This is a genomic window from Neptunomonas japonica JAMM 1380, assembly GCF_016592555.1.
Taxonomy (GTDB): domain Bacteria; phylum Pseudomonadota; class Gammaproteobacteria; order Pseudomonadales; family Balneatricaceae; genus Neptunomonas; species Neptunomonas japonica_A.
Genome location: NZ_AP014546.1, coordinates 1233808 through 1259619, shown reverse-complemented (window position 1 = coordinate 1259619; position 25812 = coordinate 1233808). Strand labels below are relative to the sequence as shown.

Sequence of the window (25812 nt, the reverse complement as noted above, 5' to 3'; positions counted from 1 at the left end):
CACGCTAAACTCACTCTTGAATTTAGCGTCCACTCGCTCAGTCCTGCTTATGTACGTGTACATCCATTTGCGGGAATGGTATCGAGATGCCAGCTTCATCAAAGCGCAATTTTACCTTTTCAGTGGTATCCCAAAGAACGTTCCAATAATCTCCAGTTCTTACCCAAGGACGCACTACAAAGTTCACGCTACTATCCGCTAGCTCTGAAACAGCGATCACACTCTTAGGCTCGGCTAAAATACGCTCGTCCTCAGCAAGAATATCTGCCAACAACTGCTTAGCTTGCAGAAGGTTTGCTTCATAACCAATCCCAAAAACCATATCAACTCGTCGTGTATCACGTTTTGAATAGTTTGTAATAACACCACTATAAATAGGGCCGTTTGGCACAATCACTTCACGATTATCACCCGTACGCATAACTGTACTAAAAATCGAAATACTCTCTACGACGCCAGATACTCCAGCGGCCTCAACGAAGTCACCTTCACGAAACGGGCGAAACACCACCAGCAAAACACCGGCGGCAAAATTCTTCAGAGAATCCTGCAAAGATAAACCAATGGCCAATCCAGCAGCACCAACAATCGCTATCAAAGAAGAAGTATTCACCCCCAGTTGATCAAGCGATGCAACAATAACAAAAAGCAGCAGCAAAGAGCCCAAAATGGACGTCACAAAGTTAATGAGCATATTGTCCATTTTGGACTTGTTTAATAACTTTCTTACAAGCCTCATCACCAGCCCGATAACAATCCGCCCGATAATGAATACGGCCAACGCCATAACGATATTAATGCCCCAAGGTAGAACATATTCATTCTGAATATTAATCAACAGCTCTGGATCTAGAAATTTTTCCATTTATGACTCCTTCGTCTAATTGGTCTTATGTAAACAGAGCGGCATTATCCATGTATGGATTAAAAAAACCTACATCAAAAGGAACTTTAGTAGAGATTTTCAATCGTATTTTATACAAAATCGTTTACTATAGGCTCTCCTCAGAGATACTCATACAATACATTCATCCGAGACAAAGGCTCTCTGAATAATGAAGAAATATATACTTGCTGCTGCAATCATCTCAGCATCCCTCCCCGTTCATGCAGAAAAAGGCCATATCGCCGACAATGTTTTTGTTTTTGTTCATGGTGGACCGAGCAATCAATACAAAATTTCCGGGCGTGTTCGTAGTGGATCACCGATAAACATACTCAGAAAGAGTAGTGATGGGAAATTTATTCAAATCCGCACCGCTTCAGGGAAAACAGGCTGGGTAGATGCAAACAATGTGGATAACGGTGATAGTATCCAGATTAGAGTACCTAAACTTGAAACAGCACTAGAAACAAGCCAAGTACTCGTTAAACAACAATCCTCTGAAATCCAAACCCTCAGAGGAGAATTAGATACATTCAAAACTGAAAACGGTACTTACTCAGACCAACTGACTAAACTAAATACCGAAATCAAAGACCTGAATCGCCAGATAGACAATATGGATGAGAGCAACCTTATGCGTTGGTTCACTTATGGAGGCTTAGTTGCATTAGGAGGTGTCTTACTAGGTTTACTGGTACCTTATCTACCTAAAAAGAAAAACGCCGTGACGACTGGCTATAAGTAAGCCGCGTCAACGAGCAAATAAAAAGCCGACAATTGTCGGCTTTTTTATAACTATTGCTTAGTGATCGAGCGAAGCTACTAATCCAGTTCCAACGTTGAAAGTGTATATTGACGCACAGTTTTCAATAACTCAGGATTATCTGGTAAAGACTCACCATAAGAAGGAACCATCTCCTTCATTTTACTTTGCCACTCAGGAGTTGCCATACGCTCAGGGAAACAACGCCCGACAATGTCGATCATAGTATTCACCGCTGTTGACGCGCCAGGAGAGGCACCAAGTAAAGCAGCCAAAGTATGATCAGCCGAGGCAATGACTTCAGTACCAAACTCTAGCTTTCCACCTTTTTCTTCATCTTTTTTGATGATCTGAACGCGTTGACCCGCTTCAGCCAACTCCCAATCATCATTTTTAGCCTCAGGATAGAAGTTACGAAGAGAGTCAACACGCTCTTCATGTGACTGCATCGCTTCGCTAATCAGATAGCGTGTTAGATCCATGTTGTTCTTACCAACAGACAACATTGATACTAAGTTATTAATACGTAGGCTTTTAGGTAGGTCAAGCATAGACCCTTGCTTTAGGAATTTTGTGGTAAAGCCAGCGAAAGGTCCGAACAGCAATGCTTTTTGCCCACTAATAATGCGCGTATCCAAGTGCGGAACAGACATCGGTGGCGCACCGATCGGCGCTAAACCGTAAACTTTTGCTAAATGCTTATCAACAATTTCAGGCTTCTTACACACTAACCATTGGCCACTAACGGGGAACCCGCCATAGCCATCACCTTCAGCAATACCTGACAATTGCAATAAAGGTAATGCACCACCACCGGCACCTAAAAAGACAAAGCGTGATGTAATTGTTCTTTCAGCACCTGTTTTTGAGTTTTTGAGCTCTACCTGCCACTGACCATCTTCTTGCTGCTCAAGATCTGTGACCGAATTACTCAGCAGTAGCTCAAAATTATCTTGCTGCTCAAGATGAGTCGTCATATTACGTGCTAAAGAGCCAAAATCTACATCTGCACCATAACGTACACGTGTACCAGCAACAGGCTCCATAGGATCACGATTTTCAATAATCAGTGGCATCCACTCACGTAAAACATGAGGATCTTCACTGTATTCCATATCGCAAAACTGGGCTGACTGACTAAGAGCTTCATATCGTTTACGCAAGAACTCAACGTTATCCTCACCCCAAACAAAGCTTTGATGAGGTGTTGCATGAATAAAGTTTTCCGGTTTTGGTAACGCACCTTGCTTAACTAAGTAAGACCAAAACTGTAGGCTGACTTCAAACGCTGAATTGATGGCAAAAGCTTTGCTAGTATCAATACTGCCATCATCTTTTTTAGGGGTATAGTTCAGCTCACAATAGGCTGCATGCCCTGTGCCAGCATTATTCCATCCATCTGTACTCTCATGAGCAACATGGCCCAAACGCTCTACCATCACGATATTTATGTTAGGGTCGAGTTGTTTCAAGAGCATACCTAGGGTAGTGCTCATTGCACCTGCGCCAACTAACAGTACATCTGCCGATTTTGCTATCATTTTGATCTTCACCATTTCAAATATAAATATGGGATCTGAAAATCACACCCAATAGTACTGACTCTCATAAGTAAATCACTCTGAAGCCACACTGCAACGAAACTTTTGGTTTCGTCAACAACTGGATGCCTGCCCCCAGCATTTTCGTGCTGACTAAAAACATATGAATGTGACAATTTGCCATTCACATGGGGCATATTGGCGCGAATTATACGGATTCTTTGTAAAAAGTCTTGAAGAATTAGGCCTAGAGTACTGGTCAATTCGTAGTATACGTAGCGCCATCACAAACAATATAGGCAACCATTGATAACTGTTAACTTATTAACATTGTTTGATTTTTAATCAAAGCACCCGAATTAAGGTATATAGCGGCTAAACTAAATCACAAAGAGGATGTCTACAGCGTTATCCACCGTTTTTGTGGAGCAAACCGTGACGATAGCTGCTGATTAATTTTTCTTATCTATGGCATAGCTATATACCATTTGAGAACATGCCGGAACGGGTGTTTCATTACCTAATTAATATTAAACAACAGGGCAATCCTATGGAACGTGTTACTATTTTTGGAAAAGAAGGATGTGGGTTTTGCACAAGAGCAAAACAGCTATGTGAGATAAAAGATTTAGACTTTAAGTACCTAGATATACATAAGGAAAACATCAGCCAAGCAGATCTTGAAAAAACTATTGGTAAACCAGTTGTTACTGTACCGCAGATTTTTATTGGTCAAGAGCATGTTGGCGGTTACACTGAATTTTCAAATAAAGTTGCCGAATTAGGCCTTTAAAGTCTAAAGTAATACTAGTAATTGACAAATGTGAGGAGCTTTATGATTATTTTAACCACACTTGCTGTAGCTATTGTCGCTGTGTATGCAGGAAAAATATTACTAGCATCCAAGCAAAACAATGAAATGCGTCCGATTAAAATAAAATCGGATTATAATCGGCCCCTAGATACTCGACATAAGCGCCACCGTTAAGTCCTCTACATTCTACATAATAACGGGGTATCTCCTAGCTACTGGGTACCCCATATTCTTGCGGCAAGTCCACTCATTCTAACAGTTGGCTTCTCAATCGAAGCTGTTATCGTTTTTAACGAGCCATAAAGTGCACAATGCTTTTTTGCGCGAGTAATGCCGGTATAGACAAGCTCACGACTGATTACCTTGGCTTCTTCTGCCAATACAAGCGTAACATCATCAAACTCTGATCCTTGGCTTTTATGTACGGTCATCGCAAAAACAGTCTCATGCTGAGGCAGACGGCTTGTTGAGTAGGAAACCAACTCCCCTCCCTGCTCAAACCACACTTTTAGTTGGCGAGTCTCAACATCCTCCAAAGCAATACCGATATCACCATTATACAAACGCAAAGCACGGTCATTGCGAGTGATCATAACAGGCCTCCCAGAATACCAACGCCCTTTCATCTGGATAAGACCACGGTTTTGTGCTTCTTTTTCAAAAGCTGTGTTCAGAGCCTCAACACCAAAAACCCCTTTACGCAAACCACATAACACACGAAAAACCGAAAACTGTTTTATTACTTCAGCCGGCTCTGCGCCGCTATTGAGAATACTCAGGTACTCCCGATACTTTTCCAACATATGTTGAATCAGCTGCTCATTACCAGCAGTAGCAGTGATGCGCTGCAAATCAGCATAACCTGACGCTAATACAGATTTCAGCTGTTTGGCATCGCCAGCATTCACGGCCCTAGCAAGTGCACCAATACCGCTATCTTGAGAGAACCGGTAACTGTGTTTCAAAAAAGCAACCGAATCAGAAAATGGTTGAACGCTGTTAGTTTTCAATAGTGGCACTTGGCATGTTTCATACAAAAGCGCTGCCATTGCCTCAGTGTTTGCCACCTCTTCAGGAACAGAGCATACGTCCCCTAAGACACTTCCTGCCTCAACCGAGGCTAGCTGCTCTTTATCCCCGATTAAAATGAGCCTAGCCTGCTCAGGAAGCGCCAATAATAAGTTTGCCATAAGCGGCAGGTCGATCATGGATGCTTCATCGACTACCAGTAAATCAAGGTGCAGCGGATTATCTGCATTATATTTAAAAGAAGCTTGTCCAGGCCGAGCGCCCAATAAACGATGCAGCGTTGTTCCTTGATCAGGAATCATCTGTTTAATATCATCACTTACCGCAAGAGAGTCTCGAGCCATACTAATAGATTCGGAGAGACGTGCAGCGGCCTTTCCAGTGGGCGCCGCCAAACAAATAACAGGGGTTACCTCTGGGCTCTGCTGCTTCTGAATTTGTAAGTAAATGGCCAGCATTCTTGTAATCGTAGTGGTCTTACCGGTTCCTGGCCCTCCACTGATAATAGCCATTGATTGCAATACAGCGATAGCAGCTGCTACCCGTTGCCCATCAGGAGAAACATCAAGCTCACTATTAGCAATCTCACCTTCTCCAAATAAGCCATCCAGCTTTTCTTTTAGAAAAGCAGTATCAAGCTCAACAGAGCTAGTTCTGGCTAACAAGCTTCTTGCTACCTGGCATTCATATTGCCAATACCGATAAAGATATAAACGCTCTTTATCTAAGACCAACGGTGTTAACTGCCCACCATCTCCCAAAATATCGTGGTCTAAGAGGGTATCAGCTGGCTGTGAAGAGACAAGCAAGCTCGCCTGGTCACGAAGTGAGCTAGGCCAAGCCGACCAGATAAGCTCTAATTTAGCCAAGTGAATACATACATGCCCCTCTCCTAACTGCTGGCTAGCCAAGGCTGCAAGTAATATCAGCGCTTCAGGAGCTTTAGGTTGTTGCTGAATAAGCCAGCGTGCAAAGTGAAGATCAAGAGGCCTTAGAAAGCCCTGTGTATGCAAATCATCAAGCAACTTCATACACAGCCCTCTTCAAACAATTTGTCCAAGGCATCAATCAATGCAAAATCTGGCTTAGTATAAAACACACCTTGTTCAGCATCAGATAAGTTCATTCCGCGAATAAACAGATAGTACACTCCACCGACGTCAGTTTCGTAGTTGTAATCTACTAAGCGGCTTCTCAACAAACGGTGCAACGCCAATGTATAAAGAACATACTGAAAATCATAACGATGCCCAATCATCGCCTGCTCCATTGCCGTTTGATTATAATCAGCTGCGCTATACCCCAGATGGTTAGACTTATAATCAACAATGTAATAGCGGCCAGCGTAGCGCATAGTCAAATCGACATAGCCTTTCAACATGCCCTGCAACTGATCAAACTGTAGCTCTCCGGCACGCATTGCCAAAGGGTCATACTGGCGCAACAATTGATTCAATGAAGCCGCATTTATCCCAGCAAAGGGCAATACAAATTCCATCTCGACTAAACGGTCATGTAACGCAATATCTTTCAGACAACAACCTGCCTGAAGCAGTGGAACTTGCAAGGTTTTTAATACAAACTCAGATAAAACGGGTTGCCATTCTGGCTCAAAACCACTCAGCAACAAATGCTTCTCTAATACCTCATCAAGTTGCTGCGCCGTAACGTTCGCAAAATCAATCTCTTCAAATAATGTATGTAAAAAAGTACCGGCTACTGCACCACGATGAAATGTAAAAATATTGAAGACACCCGTTAAATCATCTTCCACAAGGTCTTGCTCTTCCAATACTTCAAGATCCAGAATCACTTCAGTAACAGGCTCTTGTGTATGAAACCGGCTCAGTGCCGAATAGCTAGTCACACGCCAATCTCGCTGAATATCCCCGGAGAACTCTCTAGTAGTTAATACCTGTAACTCAAGTTTTGGTTCTGCAAACATATCCTGCGTATTTTGATCTGGAGCAGAAGTTGGTACAGGCTGTACATTAAGCGCAGGATAACTGGCAGAAAAAAGATCAACAGCCGCAATAATATCAGGCTCCTGCCCCATTAACAGATACCCCAACGCACTGTTCACTGTTTTGCCTTTCTTACTATTACGGTAACGAATATCACTCACACCCAAATAACACGCATGTACTGCACGCGTTATAGCCACATAAAGCAAGCGCAAATCTTCAGCTAAACGCTCTTTTTCAACCTGTGCTTCTATCTCATCATCAGGTGCTAAACTCAATACAGCTCGTCCTTCATCATCATGAAACAGTGAAGAGCTACTTTCTCGGTACCGACAAATAAACGGCAAATATACTAATTCGTATTCTAGGCCTTTAGATTTATGGATAGTGATAATCGTCACACGAGAACGATCACTTTCTAAGTGCAACTGCTGCTCATCAGAATTTTGATTAGGGCTCGCTAAATGCTCGGCAAACCAGCGAATAACACCCATCAAGCCTTCCACTTCTTGGCTCGCTTTCTGAAGCAACTCCCCTAAGTGCAACAGATCCGTTAAGCGACGCTCCCCGTCATTAGATACTAGTACGCGATATGATAAACCTCTGGTTGTCAGCAAGTTATGCAACATTGGCAAAACACCTAGACGTAACCAATGCTCGCGATACTGCTGAAATTCTTCCACCAGCGCTTCCCACTCCAATTCGCTTTGGCATAAATCATCTAATTCAGACATATCCAGATGAAACAACCCTGTTGCCAGTGCGGTTCGCATCATGCGCTCGTCTGTGGGCTCAGTAATAGCCTGTAAAATATAAAAGAATTCTCGAGCCTCAACAGTACTAAATACACTTTCACGGCTCGACAAAAACACAGAGTCAACACCACAATTACGTAACGCTTGCTGGACCTCTTTCGCTTCTTTGCGGTCACGAACTAACACCGCAATATCCGCAGGTTGAACAGCACGACGACCTATCTGATAAAGGCCAGAAGTTAAAACAGACTCTATATGCTGAGCACAACCCAAAGCATATTGAGTCAGGTAATCAGCAACACTTAGCGTCTCCTCAGCCAGCCAAAAATTCAGTGAAGATTGAACCTTCCCATTACACGTAAAGGGGCTTTTATCAGCATGAGCTGATGCTTTGGCCGCATAAAACGGAATATCTCGATCATAGATAAAGGGGGACTCTACATATGAAAATAAAGCATTAACTGCCGCAACCATAGTGGTAGACGAACGCCAATTGGTATCCAATGTATAGTGCGCAGTAACCTGTTTACGGGCTTGCATGTAGGTGAAAATATCAGCGCCACGAAATGCATAAATGGATTGCTTAGGATCACCAATCATCAGCAAAGCAGAAGGTGCTGCCGGATAAATTTGATTAAAAATCGCATACTGTAACGGGTCAGTATCCTGAAACTCATCAATCATAGCGATTGGATACTGTTTGCGAATAGCATCGGCTAAACGCTCTCCGTCCTCTTTACGCAATGCATAAGCTAATTGCGTCAGAAGGTCATCAAATGCCAATAACTGATGGCGCGCTTTTTCGGCCTGTAAACGCTGCTTCACCTCACCAATGGCTTGTGAAACAACGACAGCTTTTACAGGCACACGTAAATCAAATAAATCATCTACTTGCTGAAAGATAGGATGGCTAGGGGGTGAGCCTTTAGGGCAATCCTCAGCAATGACTGAATCACGAAAATAGTTCAGTTTATCCCAAGGTGCATGTGGCGTTTCCCCTTGTGCATACGCAGAAACAGCTTCCAGCCAATTAGGCAAATTGCGCTTACTATAACGGCGCTTATTAACACCAGAAGCATCAATTAAAGTCGTAATATCTGAGACTGACTCTAGCCAGTCCTGTTTAAATGTAGATAAAGCCTGTTTTTCAGCCAACCAACCTTCTTTAAGATCAAATTGGCTATAATCAGGCTGCTGTACAAGCTCATGAATGGCTAAAAAGCTACGAATAGCCGGTAATAATAGATCCGGAGTTTTAAACTGCTGTAGCATCTGTGCTGCCAGCTCATCAGGCGCCCGGTAAAAGGTATCCCGCCAATAATCAAGAAGCGCTTGGCGAATAAGTGGGGCATCATCAGTCGTTAGTTCTTGATTAAAGAGAGCGCCGCTCTCAAAAGCATGTTGTTTTAGCATTCGTTGGCAAAAGCCATGAATAGTAAAAATAGCCGCTTGATCCATTTCAGCGGCAGCTAGCTCCAACAACCGAGCCTTATCTTGGTGTTGCGATGTTTGTTCCAACAGCCGGGATAACAGAGGGTCGCTCGTATGGCCACTTATAAAAGCTTTACGTGCTTCGCGAATACGCTGCCTAATTCTATCTCGCAACTCTTGGGTGGCGGCTTCTGTAAAGGTCACCACCAGAATCTGCTCGACACCTAAAGGCACCTGTGCACCTTCGTCACTACCCTCTTCCTCGTTATTCTTCGCCCCAGAACCAAGCCCTAACAGCAAACGTAGATACAAGGCCGCCAATGTGTAGGTTTTACCCGTGCCTGCACTGGCTTCAATTAAGCACTGTCCCTTTATCGGAAGCGTGACCGGATCAAGAAGTTTAATTGTCATCTTTATCCACTTCCAAATAATTCAGCATCTCACCAAATAACTGCTCAGAATAATCATAGATGCCTGGCGCTAACATTCGCCATTCAGGATAAACCCTACGTACATACGGGTTATTACAGTCTCCACCTCGATCACTTTCGAAACGATTTTGGGCATCTTTACGTGCTTTTTCTTCATCGTTCTGGCGCAAACTTAGCCACTTCCATGCAGGCTCAGGTACCCAGTTAAGCGGTAATCGCTGCCCTTCTAGATAAACACGTACTAAACGACTCAATTGAGCATAAGCCAAATCAGCAGGGAGTGGCTTAAAACTAAATTGCTCACTCAAGCCACGATATACCGTACGCTCAGAAAGCCCTGCTGCACAACAGGCTAAATGTTGAATCCAGGTCATAAAACGGTGTCTTCCAGAGACTTTCGACACATCATATTTCAGTACGCCACTTGGGTAGACATCATTAATCCAACCCTGTAATTGTAAGCTTTGCTCTAACTCCTCAAATGCAAGATTGATTTCCAAACGACGGGGTGAACCCGCCATTAAGGGCTGCATCTTCTCATAGAGCTCGCCAATATCATGCACTCTTTTAGACAGCTCGATATCACCAGCTTTTCCAACAGGAAGTATCCCTGCTTGGCGGATATAATGCGCTGTTGTTTGTAATCCATCACCGCGTACCGCTGACTGCAACAACCTTTTACGCAATTTATAATCAATCAAGGGTTCCAGACTAAAAGGCTCTTCATCTGACAGTACTAGCTCGTCATCACGAAAATAAATCTGCATTCTTTTTTGAAAGAAAAACTGAATGGGGTGCCGGTAAAAGGCGATCAGATCATCCAGCTCAAGTACATCATTTTCTATTGCGGTTAACTTTCCTTTAATAAAGCTCTCTGCTTTATATTGCTTATCCTGCGGAATAGCCCAACGAGCGTTATAACTAAACAAGTTATCCGCAGCTCCATCAAAATAAGCACCGCTATAAGCAGTTAATGGATGCTCGATCAATAGATGCTCTTGAACTAAGCCCCCCTTAATGGAGAGGCCTTGGTCTTCAATCCGGTAGGCCTGATCACAATATTCCAACACTTCACTCACCAGTACCGATGGCACTCGTTTAGAGTTGTCTGCAATCGAGCGACCAACATAACTAATATAAAGTGTTTCTCGAGCAGATAATAAGGCCTCAAGAAACAGATAGCGATCATCATCTCGGCGAGAGCGATCTCCCTTACGCGGGTGATCAACCATAAGGTCAAAACCCATTGGCGGTATTGAGCGAGGGTAGTCGCTATCATTCATTCCAAGTAAACAGACAACCTTAAAAGGGATGGCTCGCATGGGCATTAAAGTGCAGAAATTGATTTGCCCCGATAAAAAGCGTTGTGAAGATCGCTGGCTCGATAACTGTTCTTTGAGATAATCCTGTAATATAGCGATATCTATTTTTTGCTCAAATGCGACTTCCTGGAACGTTTCACGTAACGACTCAAGTGCTCGATAGATGAGTTCCAAAGCTTCATGATCACGTTCATCAGGCAGATACATAGCATCAATCATCTGCTGTACTTGGACAATCCACTCAGTCAGCGAGTGCTCACCGGCGAAGCTAACACGAAACTCATCTAACGAAGTCAAAAAAGCTGATAACTGCCCTAATGCAGCAGAAGATAAGCCAGTGGCTCCCTCAAAGGGTGCAATACCATTCCATACCGTCTCAGCAGCACCTAGCGCATAACCACTAAAAAGGCGGTCCAACCCAAAATACCAGCTATTTTGTTCAAAAATAGCCCCTCCCGCATCCGCACGTGAGTTTTGATCTAAGCCCCAGTGAATGCCTGTTTCATTAATCCAATGACGAATATTTTCGAAGTCTTCTTGCTCCAATTCAAACCGTCGTAGTGTTGCCGGAAGTTCTAATAACTCAATGACTTCAGAGACAGTAAAACGACTATGGTTAATGCCGATAAGCTGTAAAAAACTGCTCAGTAGAGGAATCTCTTGCTCCGCCGAGCGATCAGAAATTGAGTAGGGTAAAAAATGCTGATGCTCAGCGTTGCCAAAAACAGCATCAATGTAGGGTGCGTAGTGCGTCACATCAGGCATCATCACAATAATATCGCGAGGCTTTAGTTCAGCATCACTGTCAAACATGGCCAATAACTGGTCTTGCAATACTTCCACTTCGCGTAATGCGCTGTGGGCACCATGTAGCTGAATACTTCTATCGCTAGCAGAGAAAGTGATCGGCAAAAGATTTGCATCAATATCGTATAAGCCATTGTTTTCATTAACAGCTGATTCAGGAGTAGAGCCCCGGTTATTTAACTCCAGAATATCTGTTTGCAGCGCCCCCAAAAGTGTTTCATAACCCGCTTCCTCAAACAGCCCTACTTCGGGTAGCTCCATTTGCTGAATAAGGTGTAAATAATCCCGGCCCAACTTACCCATGGATGCCAATAAGGGATGCCCCACTTGATAAAGATCTAACCCTGAAGCGCTACCGGAGCTCTGAGGTTTTGATAACCACATTCGGTTTAGTCGGGCCAAATAACCAGGGTCGACAATATCACCCCAATAATGCCTGCACGGGTTAGCTAGCATTAAATGAACATCAATTTTTTGCCCTAGTGCGGCCAGTGCTTCAATATAGTTTTGAGGTAACGCGGAGATACCAAAAACAAATATACGTTGCGGTATACCTGCAAGGCTTACATGCTTATCACTGAGAGCGCCAATAAAGGTTTCATACATATTTGCACGATGCCAATGTGGCAATCCTCTCTGCTCTGTATCAGCCACAATGGCTCGCCACAGAACAGGCTGCCAACGCTGATCCTCGTCACTGGCTGGCTGATTATCGCCTTGCTCCCACGCGGCGATCCAATCGGGCCGATATACAAGGTATTGGTCATAAAGGTCAGCCACTCGGGCGCAAAGATGGTAAAGGCGCAGAGGTTCATCGTCTTGTTTAAGGTACTGGTTGAGTATAGAGAACTGCTCATCATTTAGATGCTCTGGCAGAATCCTCATCAATATCCACGTCATGGAGGCCTTATTGTACGCAGAACGCTCTGGTACATCTTCCAACGCTGCGACAAAGACCCTCCACAAAAAGCTAGCCGGTAGAGGAAACTCAATATTGGCAGCTATGCCCAATCGCTCAGCCAATTCCAGTTTAAGCCATTGCGCCATACCTGGGCTCTGAACAAGGATCTGATCTGCGATAAAGGGGTCGGTTTGAGGATCACTCTTAATCATCTCAACCAATACATCACGCAGGGTATCCAACGCGTTCGAGTGATAAATCCTTAGCATGAGCTTACTCTGTATTTTTATAGATATCTCAATCTGCTGATTGCATCTAAGTAGTTAACACTTCAGTATCTTCGGCGCTTTCAGCAACAGCATGTGGCTTATCGACAAAGACAAACCCTCCGTCAGTTGTCCAAACATCTTTGCCTTGTTCCACCCTAATCACACCATTAAAGCGCTTACCAAGATAAACCACAGCATCTTCCAACGTCTCGATATCACATAGCATTACACCACCACGATCATCTTCCGTAGAAAACAGAAAACTTTTCACTTTAATCTCCTGCTCTTATTATCAAAACACCCGTATTTAGGATGTTTCTATTGGGGTTAATAACCACATATATCCAAGACAAAGTGGATACTGCATCTTACTGGAACTCAATTACAGCAGCCATTGATAAATAATTGTTTTATGTGCGATTATAAGTTTTTCTCCCTGTCAGAATCCATACAGGACGCTTTCATGCAGCACTCACTGGCTACCCTAACGACACTAGTTCAAGAAATATCTGACGCCGAAAGTGCCATGACTGCTATGCAAACAATTGTAGCGCGTTTAAGCCAGTTAATGGACGTACCGGTATGTAGCCTTTACCTTAAATCCCCCACACGTTCCAAGCTTATTTTGGCGGCCACTCAAGGCTTATCAAAAACCTCCGTGGGTAAAATAAAGCTGGGGTTAGATGAAGGATTAGTGGGTTCCATCGCCTCTACTAAACATTCTCTCAACCTTGCTGATGCCTCTTCACACGACAAATTCGTACTTTTCCCGCAAGCTCAAGAGACGACATATAAACAGTTTATGGGTGTGCCCCTGATTCATCTGCGCCAATTGGTAGGCGTTATTGTTGTACAAGGCAAAGTAAAAAAACCGTTCTCGCAAGAAACTGAAGCCTTTCTCATTACCATTGCATCCCAACTGGCAGCGACACTCTCCAACATCCAAAAATCCGGTGAGTGGATCCCTAAACGGCGTCCTGGGAAGCTATATAAACGCTTTAACGGTATTGTCAGCTCATCGGGCATTGGTATTGGTGAGCTCGTTCATATCAATACCCATATTGATCTACAGGTTGAACCTGATAAAAGCAACTCCAACCTAGAAGATGAACAAGACCTGTTTGAAACAGCTTTACAAAAAGTTATTGATGATCTTGAGCATGGCGCTAATAAAATAAAGAAGGATTTACCTGAAGACATTATTTCTCTATTTTCTGTTTATCGAATGATGCTTGAAAGCCCTGAGCTAAAAGATGGAACCTTAGATAAAATTCAATCAGGGAACAGCGCTATGTGGTCCGTTCGAGAGACGGCGTTTGAGCTAGCCGCGGTATTTGAGATGGCAGACGACCCCTATATGAAAGCAAGGGGAGAAGATGTAAAAAACATAGCCATCAAACTGATGACACAAATGGCTAAGCACGAACGAACAACGTCACCTGATAGCCAAACCCCTATCATTCTTGCCGGTGATTTAATTAGCATCGCTGATTTATCTGAATATAACTCCTCTCAGATTCAAGGCATTATAAGCACATCTGGTTCAGCATTATCGCACACATCTATTGTAGCAAACGCCCTCGGCCTACCCGCCGTCATGGGGGTCTCTGACCTTGACATTAAACGTTATCGCGGCCAACTAAGCATAGTCGATGGCAACCGCGGTGAAGTGGTAATATCACCACCAAAAGAGATGGTGCGAGAGTATCGTTTACTCGCGAAACACGAGCAACAATTCAACGAAACATTAGCGAAATATAAAGACTTACCCGCCGTCACGCTTGATGGGTTTCATGTCACACTTCATACAAACACAGGATTATTAGCCGACGTTTCACCCGGCTTACGAAATGGTGCTGAAGGCGTCGGTCTATACCGCTCAGAAATCCCGTTTATGGTACATGACAACTTTCCTACAGAAGAGGAACAATACCAAGTTTATAAAGAGGTCATAGATGCTTACAGCCCGCGCCCAGTATCAATGCGAACGCTGGACATAGGCGGAGACAAACAGCTTCCGTATTTCTCATTTAAAGAAGAAAACCCCTACTTAGGCTGGCGAGGCATCCGCTTCACGTTAGATAATACTGCTTTACAGATCACGCAAATTCGCGCCATGTTACGTGCCGCTCATGGCCGAGATAATCTGCAGATTCTTGTACCGATGGTAAGCCGTATTGATGAAATAAAATCAATTAAAGAGCTTATCCAACAATCATTGCTTGAGCTAAAAAAGGAAGGCAAACAAGTTAGTAAGCCCAAGCTCGGCATTATGATAGAAGTACCTTCTGCTATGCTGTTATTAGATAAAGTCGCTCCCTATATAGATTTTGTTTCTATTGGCTCAAACGACCTAACTCAATACCTACTCGCCGTTGATCGAAACAACCCTAAAGTCTCCAGTTTATTTGATCACCTCCACCCAGCAGTACTGGTCGCGCTTCAAATGATCAAGAAAAAGTGCTCAGAACTTAATTTACCGGTTTCGTTGTGTGGCGAAATGGCTGCAGATCCAGCTTCAGTACTACTACTCATCGCGATGGGGTTTGATCGACTCAGCCTGAGTGCCCACAGAATCCCCAAGATAAAATGGCTAATACGACAACTGAAACGCGAAGACTTGCTAAAATTGCTGACCAAAGCTAACGTCGCTGAAGATGAAACAGAAGTACGTAAGGTGCTTTCTAAGAAAATTAAAGAGTTTGGTCTATAAGTTTACAAAAGGATTTAAAACTAAAGAAACCTCCTCATAGCCTATATTTTAATATTTACCAGAAAATTTAAAAATATTTTCAGCCAAAACTCACTCATCTATAGATGGTGTTTGAATTTTTCATTAAGATGTTGGCTATACTCAACTGCAGCCAGGTAGTATCGTGCAGCCTAAAACAACCGCATCCACTGATAACATCTATAAATTTTATGCCCTTACCGGTCTACTTTCTACGATCACTTTAGTTGTTCTCTTTTTCCAACTGACGGAAGAATATAACAGCCGAGTGTTTGATCGCTATGTAAAAGCGTCCGTTCTTGAGGGCATCAGAGCCCCTACTCTAGAGCAAAAAGTAACGCTACAGGTGATAGATCGACAATCCGACTTAGATGCATCGAATAAACAGTTTTATTCGATTACTCTTGGTGTGCTGATTGGTTGGAGCCTTTTAGCAATGATTGTTGGATTTTGGCAATGGCACACCAAAATCCAACCACTACACAATGAGATAAACCGACACGAACTAATTAAACTAAAACATGAAATTGTTCGTTTAAAGAAGGGCGCTAATCCTTTTTAGCGTCGAGACACTTAATTAAGACTGTAACTTTACTTTTTTCGACAGAGCAATAACTACCAGCATTGCCCAGATAACGACAGGGATCATTAGAGCATTCATGGCTTCCCACCCCATACTGACCTCTAACCAACCAGCACTTAATGCCGATATAGTGACCATACCAAATACCATAAACTCATTTGTTGCTTGGGTTTTAGCCCGCTCCTGATCAGTATACGCCCCAGTCACAAGACTCGTTGCGCTAATAAACATGAAGTTCCAACCCAGCCCCAGCAAGAATAGCGCACTCCAAAAATGCCATTCAGTTTTACCATTAAGATTAATAAAAATGCACGCCAACATGATAACGCCACCCAAAAGCATCATTGTTGTCGTCCCAAAGCGTTGAATCAGTCGCCCAGTAAAAAATGAAGGCAAAAACATACCCAGTACATGCCATTCAATCACCCAAGCAGTTTGCGGAAATGAAAAGCCACAACGCGCCATCGCTAATGGCGTCGCTGTCATTAATAAGTTCATAACGGTATAGCTCACCATACCGACAACAACAGCCACGACAAAGACAGGCTGACTCACAATCGTCAGCAATGAGCGCTGCTCACCTAGATTAACTGAAGAAGCACCTGTCTTTGGAATTGATACGCCTGTTAGCAACAGCAACGCAATTATATAAAGGCCAACCAAACCAACAAATGAGCCAACAAACTCTTGACTTGAAACCCAGCCACGACTTTCTACAGCTAAAGCCGGGCCAATAATAGCAGCCAATACACCACCAAACATAACCATCGATATAGCACGGTTTTTATGTTCAGGTTCACATGCTTCAACAGCCGCAAAACGATATAAAGTGCCAAACCCAATACCCACTCCGAGCAAAGTAGTGCCAACACAAAAAAAGAAGAAGTTTTGGTACACCAGTGCAACAGCAGACAAAACAGCACCGATGATGCCTAACGAGTTACCTAGATAAAAACCATTACGGCGACCAATCCTCTGCATTAATAATGAGGCGGGTATAGTCGCCAACATAAGTCCAACAAACTGCATCGCAATGGGTAATGTAATGAGTGCATCTGAAGGCGACAATGATTGACCAATCAAACCATTTACAGAAATCAACAGTACATTCCCAGTGCCCAATAAAGCCTGACATAACGATAGCAATATGACACTGCGGTTCATTTTTGGTCCTGTAGTTCTGCATTTTACGGTTCGCCAGTATGGCAACAGACACAAACATCAGCAATTATAAATATAATAAATCTCAACAACACAGTGTTGCAGAGCTTGCAGCACTAAATTCAACCAACCCGCATCAGTTAAGCTTGCTCTTTATTCGCACCACAGCAAAAGTATAAATAATTAATTACCAATCATGGCCTTACTACGCAAAACACAAAAACGGGTGCTAGACTAATTCTCTAATACACTAGCTTTTGTTATATAGAGATCTAATATGAATTTTTCAGAATTGTTTGTACTCATCATTGAACCGTCAAGAGTACAAAGGACGATTATCGTTAACCATCTGAAAAGCTTTGGAATAGATAATATTGATGAGTTCAGTGATGGACGTTCTGCACTCAGCGCTATACAGCTACAAACTCCCGATATAGTCTTATCATCCATGCATTTACCTGACATGACAGGTACAGAGGTTGTTAAAGAGATGCGCGGGGACCCTAACCTTTGCAATATAACATTTCTACTGATTTCATCAGAAACGCACTATCGTTATCTTGAACCCATAAGACAATCGGGTGCTATTGCTATCTTACCTAAGCCTTTTACACGTAAAGAATTAGGCATTTCTCTACAAAGCACTCTGCACTATTTGATTGACCTTGATACTCCAGATGAAGACAAAACAGAGGCATTTGAAAACCTAAAAATACTTCTTGTCGATGACAGCTTGGTTTCTCGTAAATATTTGCACCAGATTCTCGACAACTTAGGCATTCACGATATTACGGAAGCAGTCGACGGCGCACAAGCACTCAATATACTCAAACAGCAAACATTTGATCTAATCATTTCCGACTACAACATGCCTAATATTGATGGCCGCGAGATGGTTGAGTATATTCGAACGCATGGTGAACAAGCGACCATTCCAATAATGATGGTCACATCTGAACAAAACAAAAGCCAACTTGCAGCCATTCAAAGCGCTGGTGTATCAGCCTTGTGTGCAAAACCACTTTCTTACGACATGATGAAGAAAATGATTGAACAGCTTGTTTTCAATAATGAGTTTTAATTATTTAAATTTGAAAACCTGACTGAGAAGACACCATTATTAACAAAAAAGCTTACTCTTCTAATAAGGTCTCTGGGTTAAAGCCCATAATTAGCGCCCCCCAATGCTGCCCATTAATATAGATAGGGATTGAGAGATCATTTAACACCTCCCCAGTATCACGGATAAAGGTTTGCAGTAAAAATGGTGCTGTATGTGTCGCTCTTCTTACCTCTGCTCGATTACCTACAAAAATACGGCAATGGCGACTTTTAAGATTATCGACAGTAAAATCTCCGGTTATTCCATGAGAAACTTTAGTATGATGAGCGGGAACGTAGCCATTTTTATCAACAGCAATAGCATAAATAAACTCAGGCCTATCACTGATAAACCCATCAAATAGTGGTCGCAAGGAAGCCTCATAAGCATCCACATAGCTCACATCAAATTTTTCAGGTTGCTGCCCCTCATTTGTTCGCTGATAACTCGTATCAAATACATCTTGCCCATTTTCAGCCAACACATTAATTGCTTCCGTAGTTTGCGCCACCCAGTGGCGCCCAGCTGCAATCATGCTTTCAAAACCACCGTACCCAATATTAAAGCGAGAAAGCAGCTCTTGCGTTTCTTCTGTTGCTAGCTCTAGATCAGTGGAATGAGTCTGGGACTCATCCATTTCATGTTTAATATCATGAGCAATCTTAGTAATTTCAGTAACATGGTTATGTGATTGTTTATTCGTATAGGAAAGCTCATCAATAGCAGTACTAATTCCTGTTAACTCAGCACTCACTAACTCAAAATCATCAACTAAGCGTGTAAATTGGGCATTAGTGTTTTCTATAAAACCTTCAGTATTAAGGACATAGCTTTGTATATTATTTGCGCTGCTTCGAGTGTATTCAACTAACTCACCCATTTCGTTGATATTTTTATCAATTTCATGAGTAGCGACACTAACCTTTTTAGAAAGACTGCGCACTTCATCGGCTACTACAGCAAAGCCTCTACCTGCCTCACCGGCTCTAGCCGCCTCAATAGAAGCATTTAAAGCGAGCAGGTTGGTTTGTTCAGAAAACTCCTGAACCATCGTCAGAATATTTGTAATGTTATTTGAGTTTTCGCTTAGTTTTTGAACAGTCTCTTGAAAACTATTAACCAACTCCCGAATGGAGCGCACCTGCTCCAGAACTTTCGTGAGCTCACTGCCCGAATTTCGCACGTCCTCCATATTGGAGCTGTTATGCTCATTTAGCATACCTGTGCTTTTTGCTACTCCATCTATTGAACTGGTGGCTTCTTGACTAGACTGAAATACCAGTTGAGCCTGCTCTTCTTGGCGAGTCACTGAAATAGAGGCTTGAGAGAGTACTTTTTGTAAACGTGTCGCACTTAAAGCAACACTGACACTTCGGCGTCTAGACTCAGAAATCATTCCTTTTAAACTTTCAGAAAATTGATTATAACTCCCTGCCATTTCTGAAATTTCATCATACGTATACTCAGGCAATGTCGCAGAAATATCGCCATCATTTTCTTTGATTTGCTTTAAAACATGTGTGATCGATAAGATCGGTCGTAAAAACAAATGACGCATAAAAAAGATGCTAAATAAAGCAACTGATACCGCAAAAAATACTGTTACTGCTACAAAGTATTTGAGCTCATCTAGCTTCCCCGTTAATTCCACATGGGCTTTAGGGTCAAGGTTTAGTTCAAATACAGACTGAGCAATTTCATTTAAATAAGAGTACCCAACAACTAATAAAATAAGGTAAGGAGTCAGCAAGAAAAAAACATTCCCTATCACTTTTTTTGTTAAGGAATTAAAAAAAACACGTTCAATTGTTTGATATAACACGTGGTCGCTCTCATTTTATTATTATAGATAAACAACAAATCAACCTGAACAGAAGATTAATGCTAAGTATAATTGTAGCAGAGCTCTAAAATAAGTAATTGATCACAAGACAAATTAAGACTAAAAATCCCATTATTACGACTTAAGTATTGATCATCTAAAGCTCAAAGTGAGGCTTTCGCTTTTTTTCTTGTGTTTATATCACCTCCAACTAAGCCATATGCTCCTGTCTTTAAAGTACTGACGCCAATGAGAGTAATCAGAACAATGAAGAGCAACTCTATTCCAAAAAGCCGGGGAATGATTGAATTCATGTAAATGACAAAGCTCATGAATAATCACATAATCCATTGCCGCTTCGTCAGCCATAATTAAACGCCAATTCAAAGCAATTTCACCTTTTACAGAACACCGCCCCCACATACTTTTGTAGTTACCAAGGCTTATTTTCGTAGGATGTAAATCTACTTGTTTTGCTAATACCAACGTCCGTGGAATCAAATAATCTTCAGCCTTTTGTGCCAGCCATTTTTGTAATAATAAATGGGTCACATCCCCTGCGGCTTTACGAGTACGGTTGTTAAGGTTCACTTTAAAGAGTTTTTGATCAAATCTAACGCTACTTTTTTCTGCGCTGTTACACATAATCAAAGGAAAATTTCGCCCACGAAAACTAATTTCTCCTGATTCATATGGAATTATCTGATGCTTATTCGTTCTTACTAGCTGTGCTGAAATATGTTTCGCTATCCATGCAGAACGCTGCTCTATAAACTGCTGAACCCAAGACTCTGGAGTACCCGATGGCACACGCACTGTCACTTTACCTTGTTTAATTTCTACAGATGCCGTTTTACGCCGTGGGCTCTGAATAACCACAGGTGTAACCTCTTTTCCATCCAGCCTAATAACACAGTTAATCAATAGAACCCCTTACAACATCTTGTTTATTCAAGCGCTTAATATCCCCTTTCAGCTGGCGACTACAGCTAAGAAATAAAATAGTATTTTGTTCAATCTGTTGGCTTTCAGGAACATAGCGTATTTGCTGATAAAGAGCACTCCAATTCTCTAGCTGACTCCGTAGGACAGGCAAAGAGCAGGCAACGCGCTGACAGTAACTTGTAACCGTCTCCTCCGCTTCTCGCTGCAAAAATGGTGTGACGGCGCTTAACACAGCAGACACATCTATCACTTCTTGGTCAACGGTATTGAGTTTTCGCAAAGGCACCCTCAGCAATACCCAAATAACGAATGTCAGAGCAACGCCAGCCGGGATGAATAACAGCAGTAACATTTTAAGAATACTAATTGTCCCAAACCAATCCTGCAGGAGGTTACTTTGCTCTTCATGAAAGCCTAGCACCCATCGATGCCAGTTATAGTTCAATGCATCATAACGAAGGCTCCAGGTTTTCAGCCAGGGTAAACTTTGCTGCATGCGGTATGTAGCGAACGCATTATCAGACATAAACTCTGGAGAATCGGAAAACAGCTGGTCAAAAGGTAATGTTACTCTTTCTGGCGCTACTGCAGCAGTAGGGTCAATTCTGACCCACCCTTTTCCATCTAGCCATGCTTCTATCCATGCATGAGCTTCATACTGTCGGACCAGCATATACTTCTCATAAGGGTTCCACTCTCCACCTAAATAACCCGCGACAACACGAGTAGGAATACCAGCGAGCCTTAGAGCATATGCTGTAGCATTGGAGAAATGCTCACAAAAGCCTTCTTGAGTCGTAAAAAGAAACTGATCAATACGATCCCCCCTGAGCTTTTGAGGAGATAGCGTATAACTAAATTGCTCATTATAGCGCTGCAATAGTGCTGCAATTTTTTGCTCGGCCGATAAGCCAGCAACCAACCATTGTGCAACCATCGCTCTAGTCGCAGGGTTACCATTTTCAGGAACACTTAAATAACGAGCTCGATCATACAAAGGGCGGCCATCGTAAGCAGCCGACAGATCAGCTTTGGCACTATAAAATAACCTTTCATAGATAGGCGAGTCTGCCCGAAAAGTCCCATCGCTAAACGCTGAGACTTCCGGTGAAGGCAAACCACTGGGATAATCTAATGCGAACAACCACGAGTTTGCAGAAGGTTCAGCGATTACTTGGTATCCCACTAAACTCTTACTTTCTTTACTGCTGCTATTAATGCTCTTATCGATACCGTCTTGTGCCATTGACCAACGCTGGCCATCGAAAATAGGATAAGTCACCGCTCGCCAATAACGGTCAGTACTGGCAGGTGGTACTCCTGTAGAAAAGCTGGCACGAAAAGCCACACTATCAGAACGAGCCAACTGGCTTATATTTCCTGGTTCCATACCATCCGACAACCCTGTTTTTGCTACCGAGTTGTTATATTGAATACTCCACAAAGGAGAAATGCGTGGAAATATTAAAAAAAGAATAAGCATAAGAGGCATTGACTGTAACAAGATCAGTGCGCTTTTTTTCAAGGGAAAAGCAAACCAGCTTTTTTCGTTAGGGTGATGCATCATCATCAAGGCAGAGAACACTGTCATGAGTGATACTCCACCATAGATTGCTGCCACTATAGATTGGTCAAACAAAAAACTAACGGCTGCAATGAAGCATGCTACCAGTATTAACACCCAGCCATCACGCCTACTCCTTAGTTCTAATACTTTGAGTATCGCACCGGCAATCAATAATGATGACAGCCCAGCAAGCTCCTGACTCATAGATGCATAGATAAGCACGCCAGCGATAACACCAACAACAAGCAGTCTTCTGCCCCACACCGGTAGTTCTGGACGTTGCGAAAAAAGACTGATTCCAATCCAGCCAATAATACATAGAGCTATAATTGTTAACCAAAGAGGGGTATAAGCTACGTGCGGTGCAATCACGACGAACAACATGATTAACAACCATTTTTTAGCAGGTATCGACAACAGAGTCGCGGGGGTTTTAGTCGTCATCACCAGCCCTCAAAACCATACAAGGCCAACTGCTCTAACACCTTTATGTGATGCTTTTCTCCGACTGAAGGCTCGAACGTCACCTCCGGCAGGCGCAATCCATATTGAGCCTGGTTCTGGCTTAACTGAATTGACCAATAGCACATACACGACAACCTCTGTTCTTCGCTTAACTCGGGCCAAAGGTTCCAATCAAGCCATAACTCATCGCTAGCACTTCCTTGGTACGTCTTTACCTGTAAACCATAACCTTTAGCATAAGCTTTCCAAGCAATACTGTTCTTTGCAGCACCTGGATAATAAGCTGAGAGCGCTTCAAACTCATCATCACCTTTTGCCACCGCTTTATTATCGCGGCAATCTCTGCCAACAAATGAGTCCAGTTGCCCTCCTTCAATAGGTTTAGGATAAACCAATACTGTTTGATCAAAACGCAACCAGCTCCATGCTCGAAATAAACCTAGAGGGTACAAAGAGCCAATACGAAATAACTCAGCACGTTGCCAGCCACGTCGTAAACACAAGTAGGGAACCTCAATATTGCGCTCTACATTTTTTTCCAAATCAACAGTAATCTGTACATTGTTGTTAAAGCCTAGAGTTAACTGATTCATGGCACGTGCAGAGTGAAGCTGATAACGAAAATATGCTAGTTCATTAGAAAATACTGGTTCTGTTGTTAAAGCGCTGATTCTTAGCCCCGACAAGTTCGCGTAAGTATGCAGAATCGCCGTTACAAATAGCGATAAGAGAGTAAAGCAAACAGCGTAAGCAAGGTTATTTTGATAATTGACAGCAAGCAACAATATAAGCAAAACAACAATGAGATAAGCCATACCTGCCATTGTCGGCAAAATAAATATCCGGTTTTGAGTTAATTTAACAGACCGCTGTGCAGGGTACCGATTAACCAACCATGACTTTACTCGCCCTTTAACCCGCTTCGTCTTTCTCATTATCAACCCAGCACATCAACTTGGGAAAGAATGCCCCTAGCAGAACCTGACTCACTTTCATTTCTTAGCAAGAGGCGGTGCTCAACTACTGCACCAAAAACCTTCTGCACATCATCAGGCATTAGATAATCGCGACCCGACATATATGCCCATGCTTTGGCAGCTTCTATAAGCGCCAAAGCACCACGCGGAGAGAGCCCTAAAACAACATCATCAGAGTCCCGACTAAACTGCGCCAAACGCTGCACATAATTTAATACGGGGTCAGACACTGCAACTTGCGAGCAAGCGTCCTGTAACTTAAGCAGTAAAGAACTATCGACACATACCGAAAGCTGTTCAATATCACACCGTGTGTCGCCATGCTTGAGCAATTCTTTTTCTGTCTCAGGATCAGGGTACCCCAATGAGATACGCATCAGAAAACGATCTAGCTGTGATTCAGGTAACGGAAAAGTACCAAATTGGCTCACCGGGTTTTGTGTCGCGATAACAAAAAAGGGAGCGGGTAACTGTCGCGTAACACCTTCCGATGAGACCTGACCTTCTTCCATTGCCTCTAAAAGCGCACTTTGAGTTTTTGGAGTAGAACGATTAATTTCATCAGCTAACAATAGTTGCGTAAATACAGGCCCAGGATGGTAAACAAAACTACTGGTTTGTTGATCAAAAATAGCTCCACCTAAAATATCGGCAGGCAACATATCACTGGTAAATTGTACTCGTTGATAGTCCAGACCAAACACATGTGCAAGTGTCTGAGCCAGCGTCGTCTTACCCATGCCAGGGAGGTCTTCAATGAGTAAATGCCCACGAGCCAACATACAAGCAACCGCTAATTTAACAATGTCCTCTTTGCCTAAAACAACTGAAGAGATAACACTCACCAGCTGCTCAACCCTATCTCGCATAGCTAACCTCTATCTTATATACACTTGAGAAATGCAACGAACCAAAGTCGCCTAAAAATTAAGTGTAGTGCTATAAAAGAGAGTCGCCTGAAAAAATAAGACAAAAAAAACGCAGCCAAAGCTGCGTTTATCTCTAGCCTAATGTTACTTAGTGCTGGTGACCACCTTCACCATGTACATGGCCATGAGCAGTCTCTTCTTCAGTAGCAACACGCACTTCCATTACTTCTACAGCAAAAGTCAGTGTTTGACCCGCAAGTGGGTGGTTACCATCAAGCGTAATACCGTCTTCTTCAACGCTCATAACAGTCACCGGCTGCTCACCCCAAGGGGCCTGTGCCATAAACTGCATTCCAGGCTGAATATCTTCTACGCCTTGAAAGTTCTCATGATCAACTTTCTGAACTAGTTCATCACGTAGTGGGCCATATGCTTGCTCAGGCTCAACAGTCACTTCCAGCTTATCACCAACCTGCTTACCCAATAAGGCATTTTCCAAACCAGGAATAATATTGCTCGCACCACCCAAGTAAGCCAACGGCTCTTGACCTTGAGATGAATCAAGCACTTCGCCTTGGCTATTCGTGAGTGTGTAGTGAATGGTAACAGCTGAATTTTCAGCAATCTGCATGAGAAACTCCCAAAAAAAATAATTAGTAAATAGCCGGAGGCTCAGA

20 protein-coding genes are annotated in these 25812 nt (G+C 42.9%); 7 read left to right on the top strand and 13 right to left on the bottom strand.

The annotated features are described in order from the left end of the window. Positions 1-37 precede the first annotated feature (37 nt). Entirely contained in the window at positions 38-865 is an 828-nt protein-coding gene (locus NEJAP_RS05715; RefSeq protein WP_201349711.1) for a mechanosensitive ion channel family protein, read from the bottom strand. A gap of 190 nt (positions 866-1055) precedes the next feature. Here NEJAP_RS05715 and NEJAP_RS05710 point away from each other — a divergent pair, with 190 nt between their 5' ends. Beyond that, complete coding sequence (locus NEJAP_RS05710; RefSeq protein WP_201349710.1) at positions 1056-1631, top strand: TIGR04211 family SH3 domain-containing protein; 576 nt, start codon at positions 1056-1058, stop codon at positions 1629-1631. Between the two features lie 77 nt (positions 1632-1708). On the opposite strand, the gene mqo is transcribed toward NEJAP_RS05710, so the two are convergent. Then, complete coding sequence (gene mqo, locus NEJAP_RS05705) at positions 1709-3190, bottom strand: malate dehydrogenase (quinone) (RefSeq protein WP_201349709.1); 1482 nt, start codon at positions 3188-3190, stop codon at positions 1709-1711. A 550-nt stretch (positions 3191-3740) separates the two neighbouring features. On the opposite strand from mqo, the gene NEJAP_RS05700 reads away from it, so the two are divergent. Continuing rightward, positions 3741-3983: a GrxA family glutaredoxin gene (locus NEJAP_RS05700; RefSeq protein ID WP_201349708.1), complete on the top strand. Its 243-nt coding sequence runs from the start codon at positions 3741-3743 to the stop codon at positions 3981-3983. Positions 3984-4025: 42 nt separating this feature from the next. Continuing rightward, positions 4026-4178 carry a hypothetical protein gene (locus NEJAP_RS05695; protein WP_201349707.1) on the top strand — a complete coding sequence of 51 codons (153 nt, stop codon included), beginning with the start codon at positions 4026-4028 and terminating at the stop codon, positions 4176-4178. Between the two features lie 38 nt (positions 4179-4216). Here the strand turns inward: NEJAP_RS05695 and recD are convergent, their stop codons facing one another. Genes recD through NEJAP_RS05675 form a run of 4 tightly spaced genes read right to left on the bottom strand, consistent with a single transcriptional unit; the run spans position 4217 to position 13184 of the window. Beyond that, a complete protein-coding gene (gene recD / locus NEJAP_RS05690; protein WP_201349706.1) occupies positions 4217-6064 on the bottom strand; it encodes an exodeoxyribonuclease V subunit alpha in 1848 nt (615 codons plus the stop codon). Continuing rightward, positions 6061-9594, bottom strand: coding sequence for an exodeoxyribonuclease V subunit beta (recB, locus tag NEJAP_RS05685; protein ID WP_201349705.1), 3534 nt, complete (start codon positions 9592-9594; stop codon positions 6061-6063). Before recB ends, recD begins: the two co-directional genes overlap by 4 nt. Beyond that, positions 9584-12913, bottom strand: coding sequence for an exodeoxyribonuclease V subunit gamma (gene recC / locus NEJAP_RS05680; protein WP_201349704.1), 3330 nt, complete (start codon positions 12911-12913; stop codon positions 9584-9586). Before recC ends, recB begins: the two co-directional genes overlap by 11 nt. 46 nt (positions 12914-12959) lie before the next feature. Then, the gene (locus NEJAP_RS05675; protein ID WP_201350747.1) at positions 12960-13184 is read right to left on the bottom strand and encodes a hypothetical protein; all 225 of its coding nucleotides are present in this window, start codon (positions 13182-13184) and stop codon (positions 12960-12962) included. A gap of 192 nt (positions 13185-13376) precedes the next feature. Here NEJAP_RS05675 and ptsP point away from each other — a divergent pair, with 192 nt between their 5' ends. After that, a complete protein-coding gene (gene ptsP / locus NEJAP_RS05670) occupies positions 13377-15626 on the top strand; it encodes a phosphoenolpyruvate--protein phosphotransferase (RefSeq protein WP_201349703.1) in 2250 nt (749 codons plus the stop codon). 163 nt (positions 15627-15789) lie between these two features. Beyond that, positions 15790-16206 (top strand): hypothetical protein, encoded by a 417-nt coding sequence (locus NEJAP_RS05665; RefSeq protein ID WP_201349702.1) that lies wholly within the window; start codon positions 15790-15792, stop codon positions 16204-16206. Between the two features lie 15 nt (positions 16207-16221). On the opposite strand, the gene NEJAP_RS05660 is transcribed toward NEJAP_RS05665, so the two are convergent. Next, entirely contained in the window at positions 16222-17391 is a 1170-nt protein-coding gene (locus NEJAP_RS05660) for an MFS transporter (protein WP_201349701.1), read from the bottom strand. A gap of 38 nt (positions 17392-17429) precedes the next feature. On the opposite strand from NEJAP_RS05660, the gene NEJAP_RS05655 reads away from it, so the two are divergent. Beyond that, the gene (locus NEJAP_RS05655; RefSeq protein WP_201349700.1) at positions 17430-17567 is read left to right on the top strand and encodes a hypothetical protein; all 138 of its coding nucleotides are present in this window, start codon (positions 17430-17432) and stop codon (positions 17565-17567) included. Between the two features lie 98 nt (positions 17568-17665). Beyond that, positions 17666-18469, top strand: a complete 804-nt coding sequence (locus tag NEJAP_RS05650; protein ID WP_201349699.1) for a response regulator — start codon at positions 17666-17668, stop codon at positions 18467-18469. Positions 18470-18521: 52 nt separating this feature from the next. Here the strand turns inward: NEJAP_RS05650 and NEJAP_RS05645 are convergent, their stop codons facing one another. The 6 genes from NEJAP_RS05645 to NEJAP_RS05620 all read right to left on the bottom strand — a co-directional run bounded on the left by NEJAP_RS05645 (position 18522) and on the right by NEJAP_RS05620 (position 25766). Then, positions 18522-20240: a methyl-accepting chemotaxis protein gene (locus NEJAP_RS05645; protein WP_236591074.1), complete on the bottom strand. Its 1719-nt coding sequence runs from the start codon at positions 20238-20240 to the stop codon at positions 18522-18524. Between the two features lie 273 nt (positions 20241-20513). Next, positions 20514-21236, bottom strand: coding sequence for a M48 family metallopeptidase (locus NEJAP_RS05640; protein ID WP_201349697.1), 723 nt, complete (start codon positions 21234-21236; stop codon positions 20514-20516). Continuing rightward, on the bottom strand, positions 21229-23268 hold the full coding sequence (locus NEJAP_RS05635) for a transglutaminaseTgpA domain-containing protein (RefSeq protein ID WP_201349696.1): 2040 nt from the start codon (positions 23266-23268) through the stop codon (positions 21229-21231). Before NEJAP_RS05635 ends, NEJAP_RS05640 begins: the two co-directional genes overlap by 8 nt. Then, on the bottom strand, positions 23268-24224 hold the full coding sequence (locus tag NEJAP_RS05630; RefSeq protein WP_201349695.1) for a DUF58 domain-containing protein: 957 nt from the start codon (positions 24222-24224) through the stop codon (positions 23268-23270). The genes NEJAP_RS05635 and NEJAP_RS05630 overlap by 1 nt, the downstream gene beginning before the upstream one ends. 2 nt (positions 24225-24226) lie before the next feature. Then, positions 24227-25135: an AAA family ATPase gene (locus NEJAP_RS05625; protein WP_201349694.1), complete on the bottom strand. Its 909-nt coding sequence runs from the start codon at positions 25133-25135 to the stop codon at positions 24227-24229. Between the two features lie 148 nt (positions 25136-25283). Next, positions 25284-25766, bottom strand: a complete 483-nt coding sequence (locus NEJAP_RS05620; protein ID WP_201349693.1) for an FKBP-type peptidyl-prolyl cis-trans isomerase — start codon at positions 25764-25766, stop codon at positions 25284-25286. Positions 25767-25812: the final 46 nt, after the last annotated feature.

What these genes read in the sequence shown, in the direction of transcription:
- NEJAP_RS05715 (WP_201349711.1), bottom strand. Translation starts at nt 865, where the DNA reads ATGGAAAAATTTCTAGATCCAGAGCTGTTGATTAATATTCAGAATGAA.
- NEJAP_RS05710 (WP_201349710.1), top strand. Translation starts at nt 1,056, where the DNA reads ATGAAGAAATATATACTTGCTGCTGCAATCATCTCAGCATCCCTCCCC.
- mqo (WP_201349709.1), bottom strand. Translation starts at nt 3,190, where the DNA reads ATGATAGCAAAATCGGCAGATGTACTGTTAGTTGGCGCAGGTGCAATG.
- NEJAP_RS05700 (WP_201349708.1), top strand. Translation starts at nt 3,741, where the DNA reads ATGGAACGTGTTACTATTTTTGGAAAAGAAGGATGTGGGTTTTGCACA.
- NEJAP_RS05695 (WP_201349707.1), top strand. Translation starts at nt 4,026, where the DNA reads ATGATTATTTTAACCACACTTGCTGTAGCTATTGTCGCTGTGTATGCA.
- recD (WP_201349706.1), bottom strand. Translation starts at nt 6,064, where the DNA reads ATGAAGTTGCTTGATGATTTGCATACACAGGGCTTTCTAAGGCCTCTT.
- recB (WP_201349705.1), bottom strand. Translation starts at nt 9,594, where the DNA reads ATGACAATTAAACTTCTTGATCCGGTCACGCTTCCGATAAAGGGACAG.
- recC (WP_201349704.1), bottom strand. Translation starts at nt 12,913, where the DNA reads ATGCTAAGGATTTATCACTCGAACGCGTTGGATACCCTGCGTGATGTA.
- ptsP (WP_201349703.1), top strand. Translation starts at nt 13,377, where the DNA reads ATGCAGCACTCACTGGCTACCCTAACGACACTAGTTCAAGAAATATCT.
- NEJAP_RS05660 (WP_201349701.1), bottom strand. Translation starts at nt 17,391, where the DNA reads ATGAACCGCAGTGTCATATTGCTATCGTTATGTCAGGCTTTATTGGGC.
- NEJAP_RS05655 (WP_201349700.1), top strand. Translation starts at nt 17,430, where the DNA reads ATGGCAACAGACACAAACATCAGCAATTATAAATATAATAAATCTCAA.
- NEJAP_RS05650 (WP_201349699.1), top strand. Translation starts at nt 17,666, where the DNA reads ATGAATTTTTCAGAATTGTTTGTACTCATCATTGAACCGTCAAGAGTA.
- NEJAP_RS05635 (WP_201349696.1), bottom strand. Translation starts at nt 23,268, where the DNA reads ATGACGACTAAAACCCCCGCGACTCTGTTGTCGATACCTGCTAAAAAA.
- NEJAP_RS05630 (WP_201349695.1), bottom strand. Translation starts at nt 24,224, where the DNA reads ATGAGAAAGACGAAGCGGGTTAAAGGGCGAGTAAAGTCATGGTTGGTT.
- NEJAP_RS05625 (WP_201349694.1), bottom strand. Translation starts at nt 25,135, where the DNA reads ATGCGAGATAGGGTTGAGCAGCTGGTGAGTGTTATCTCTTCAGTTGTT.
- NEJAP_RS05620 (WP_201349693.1), bottom strand. Translation starts at nt 25,766, where the DNA reads ATGCAGATTGCTGAAAATTCAGCTGTTACCATTCACTACACACTCACG.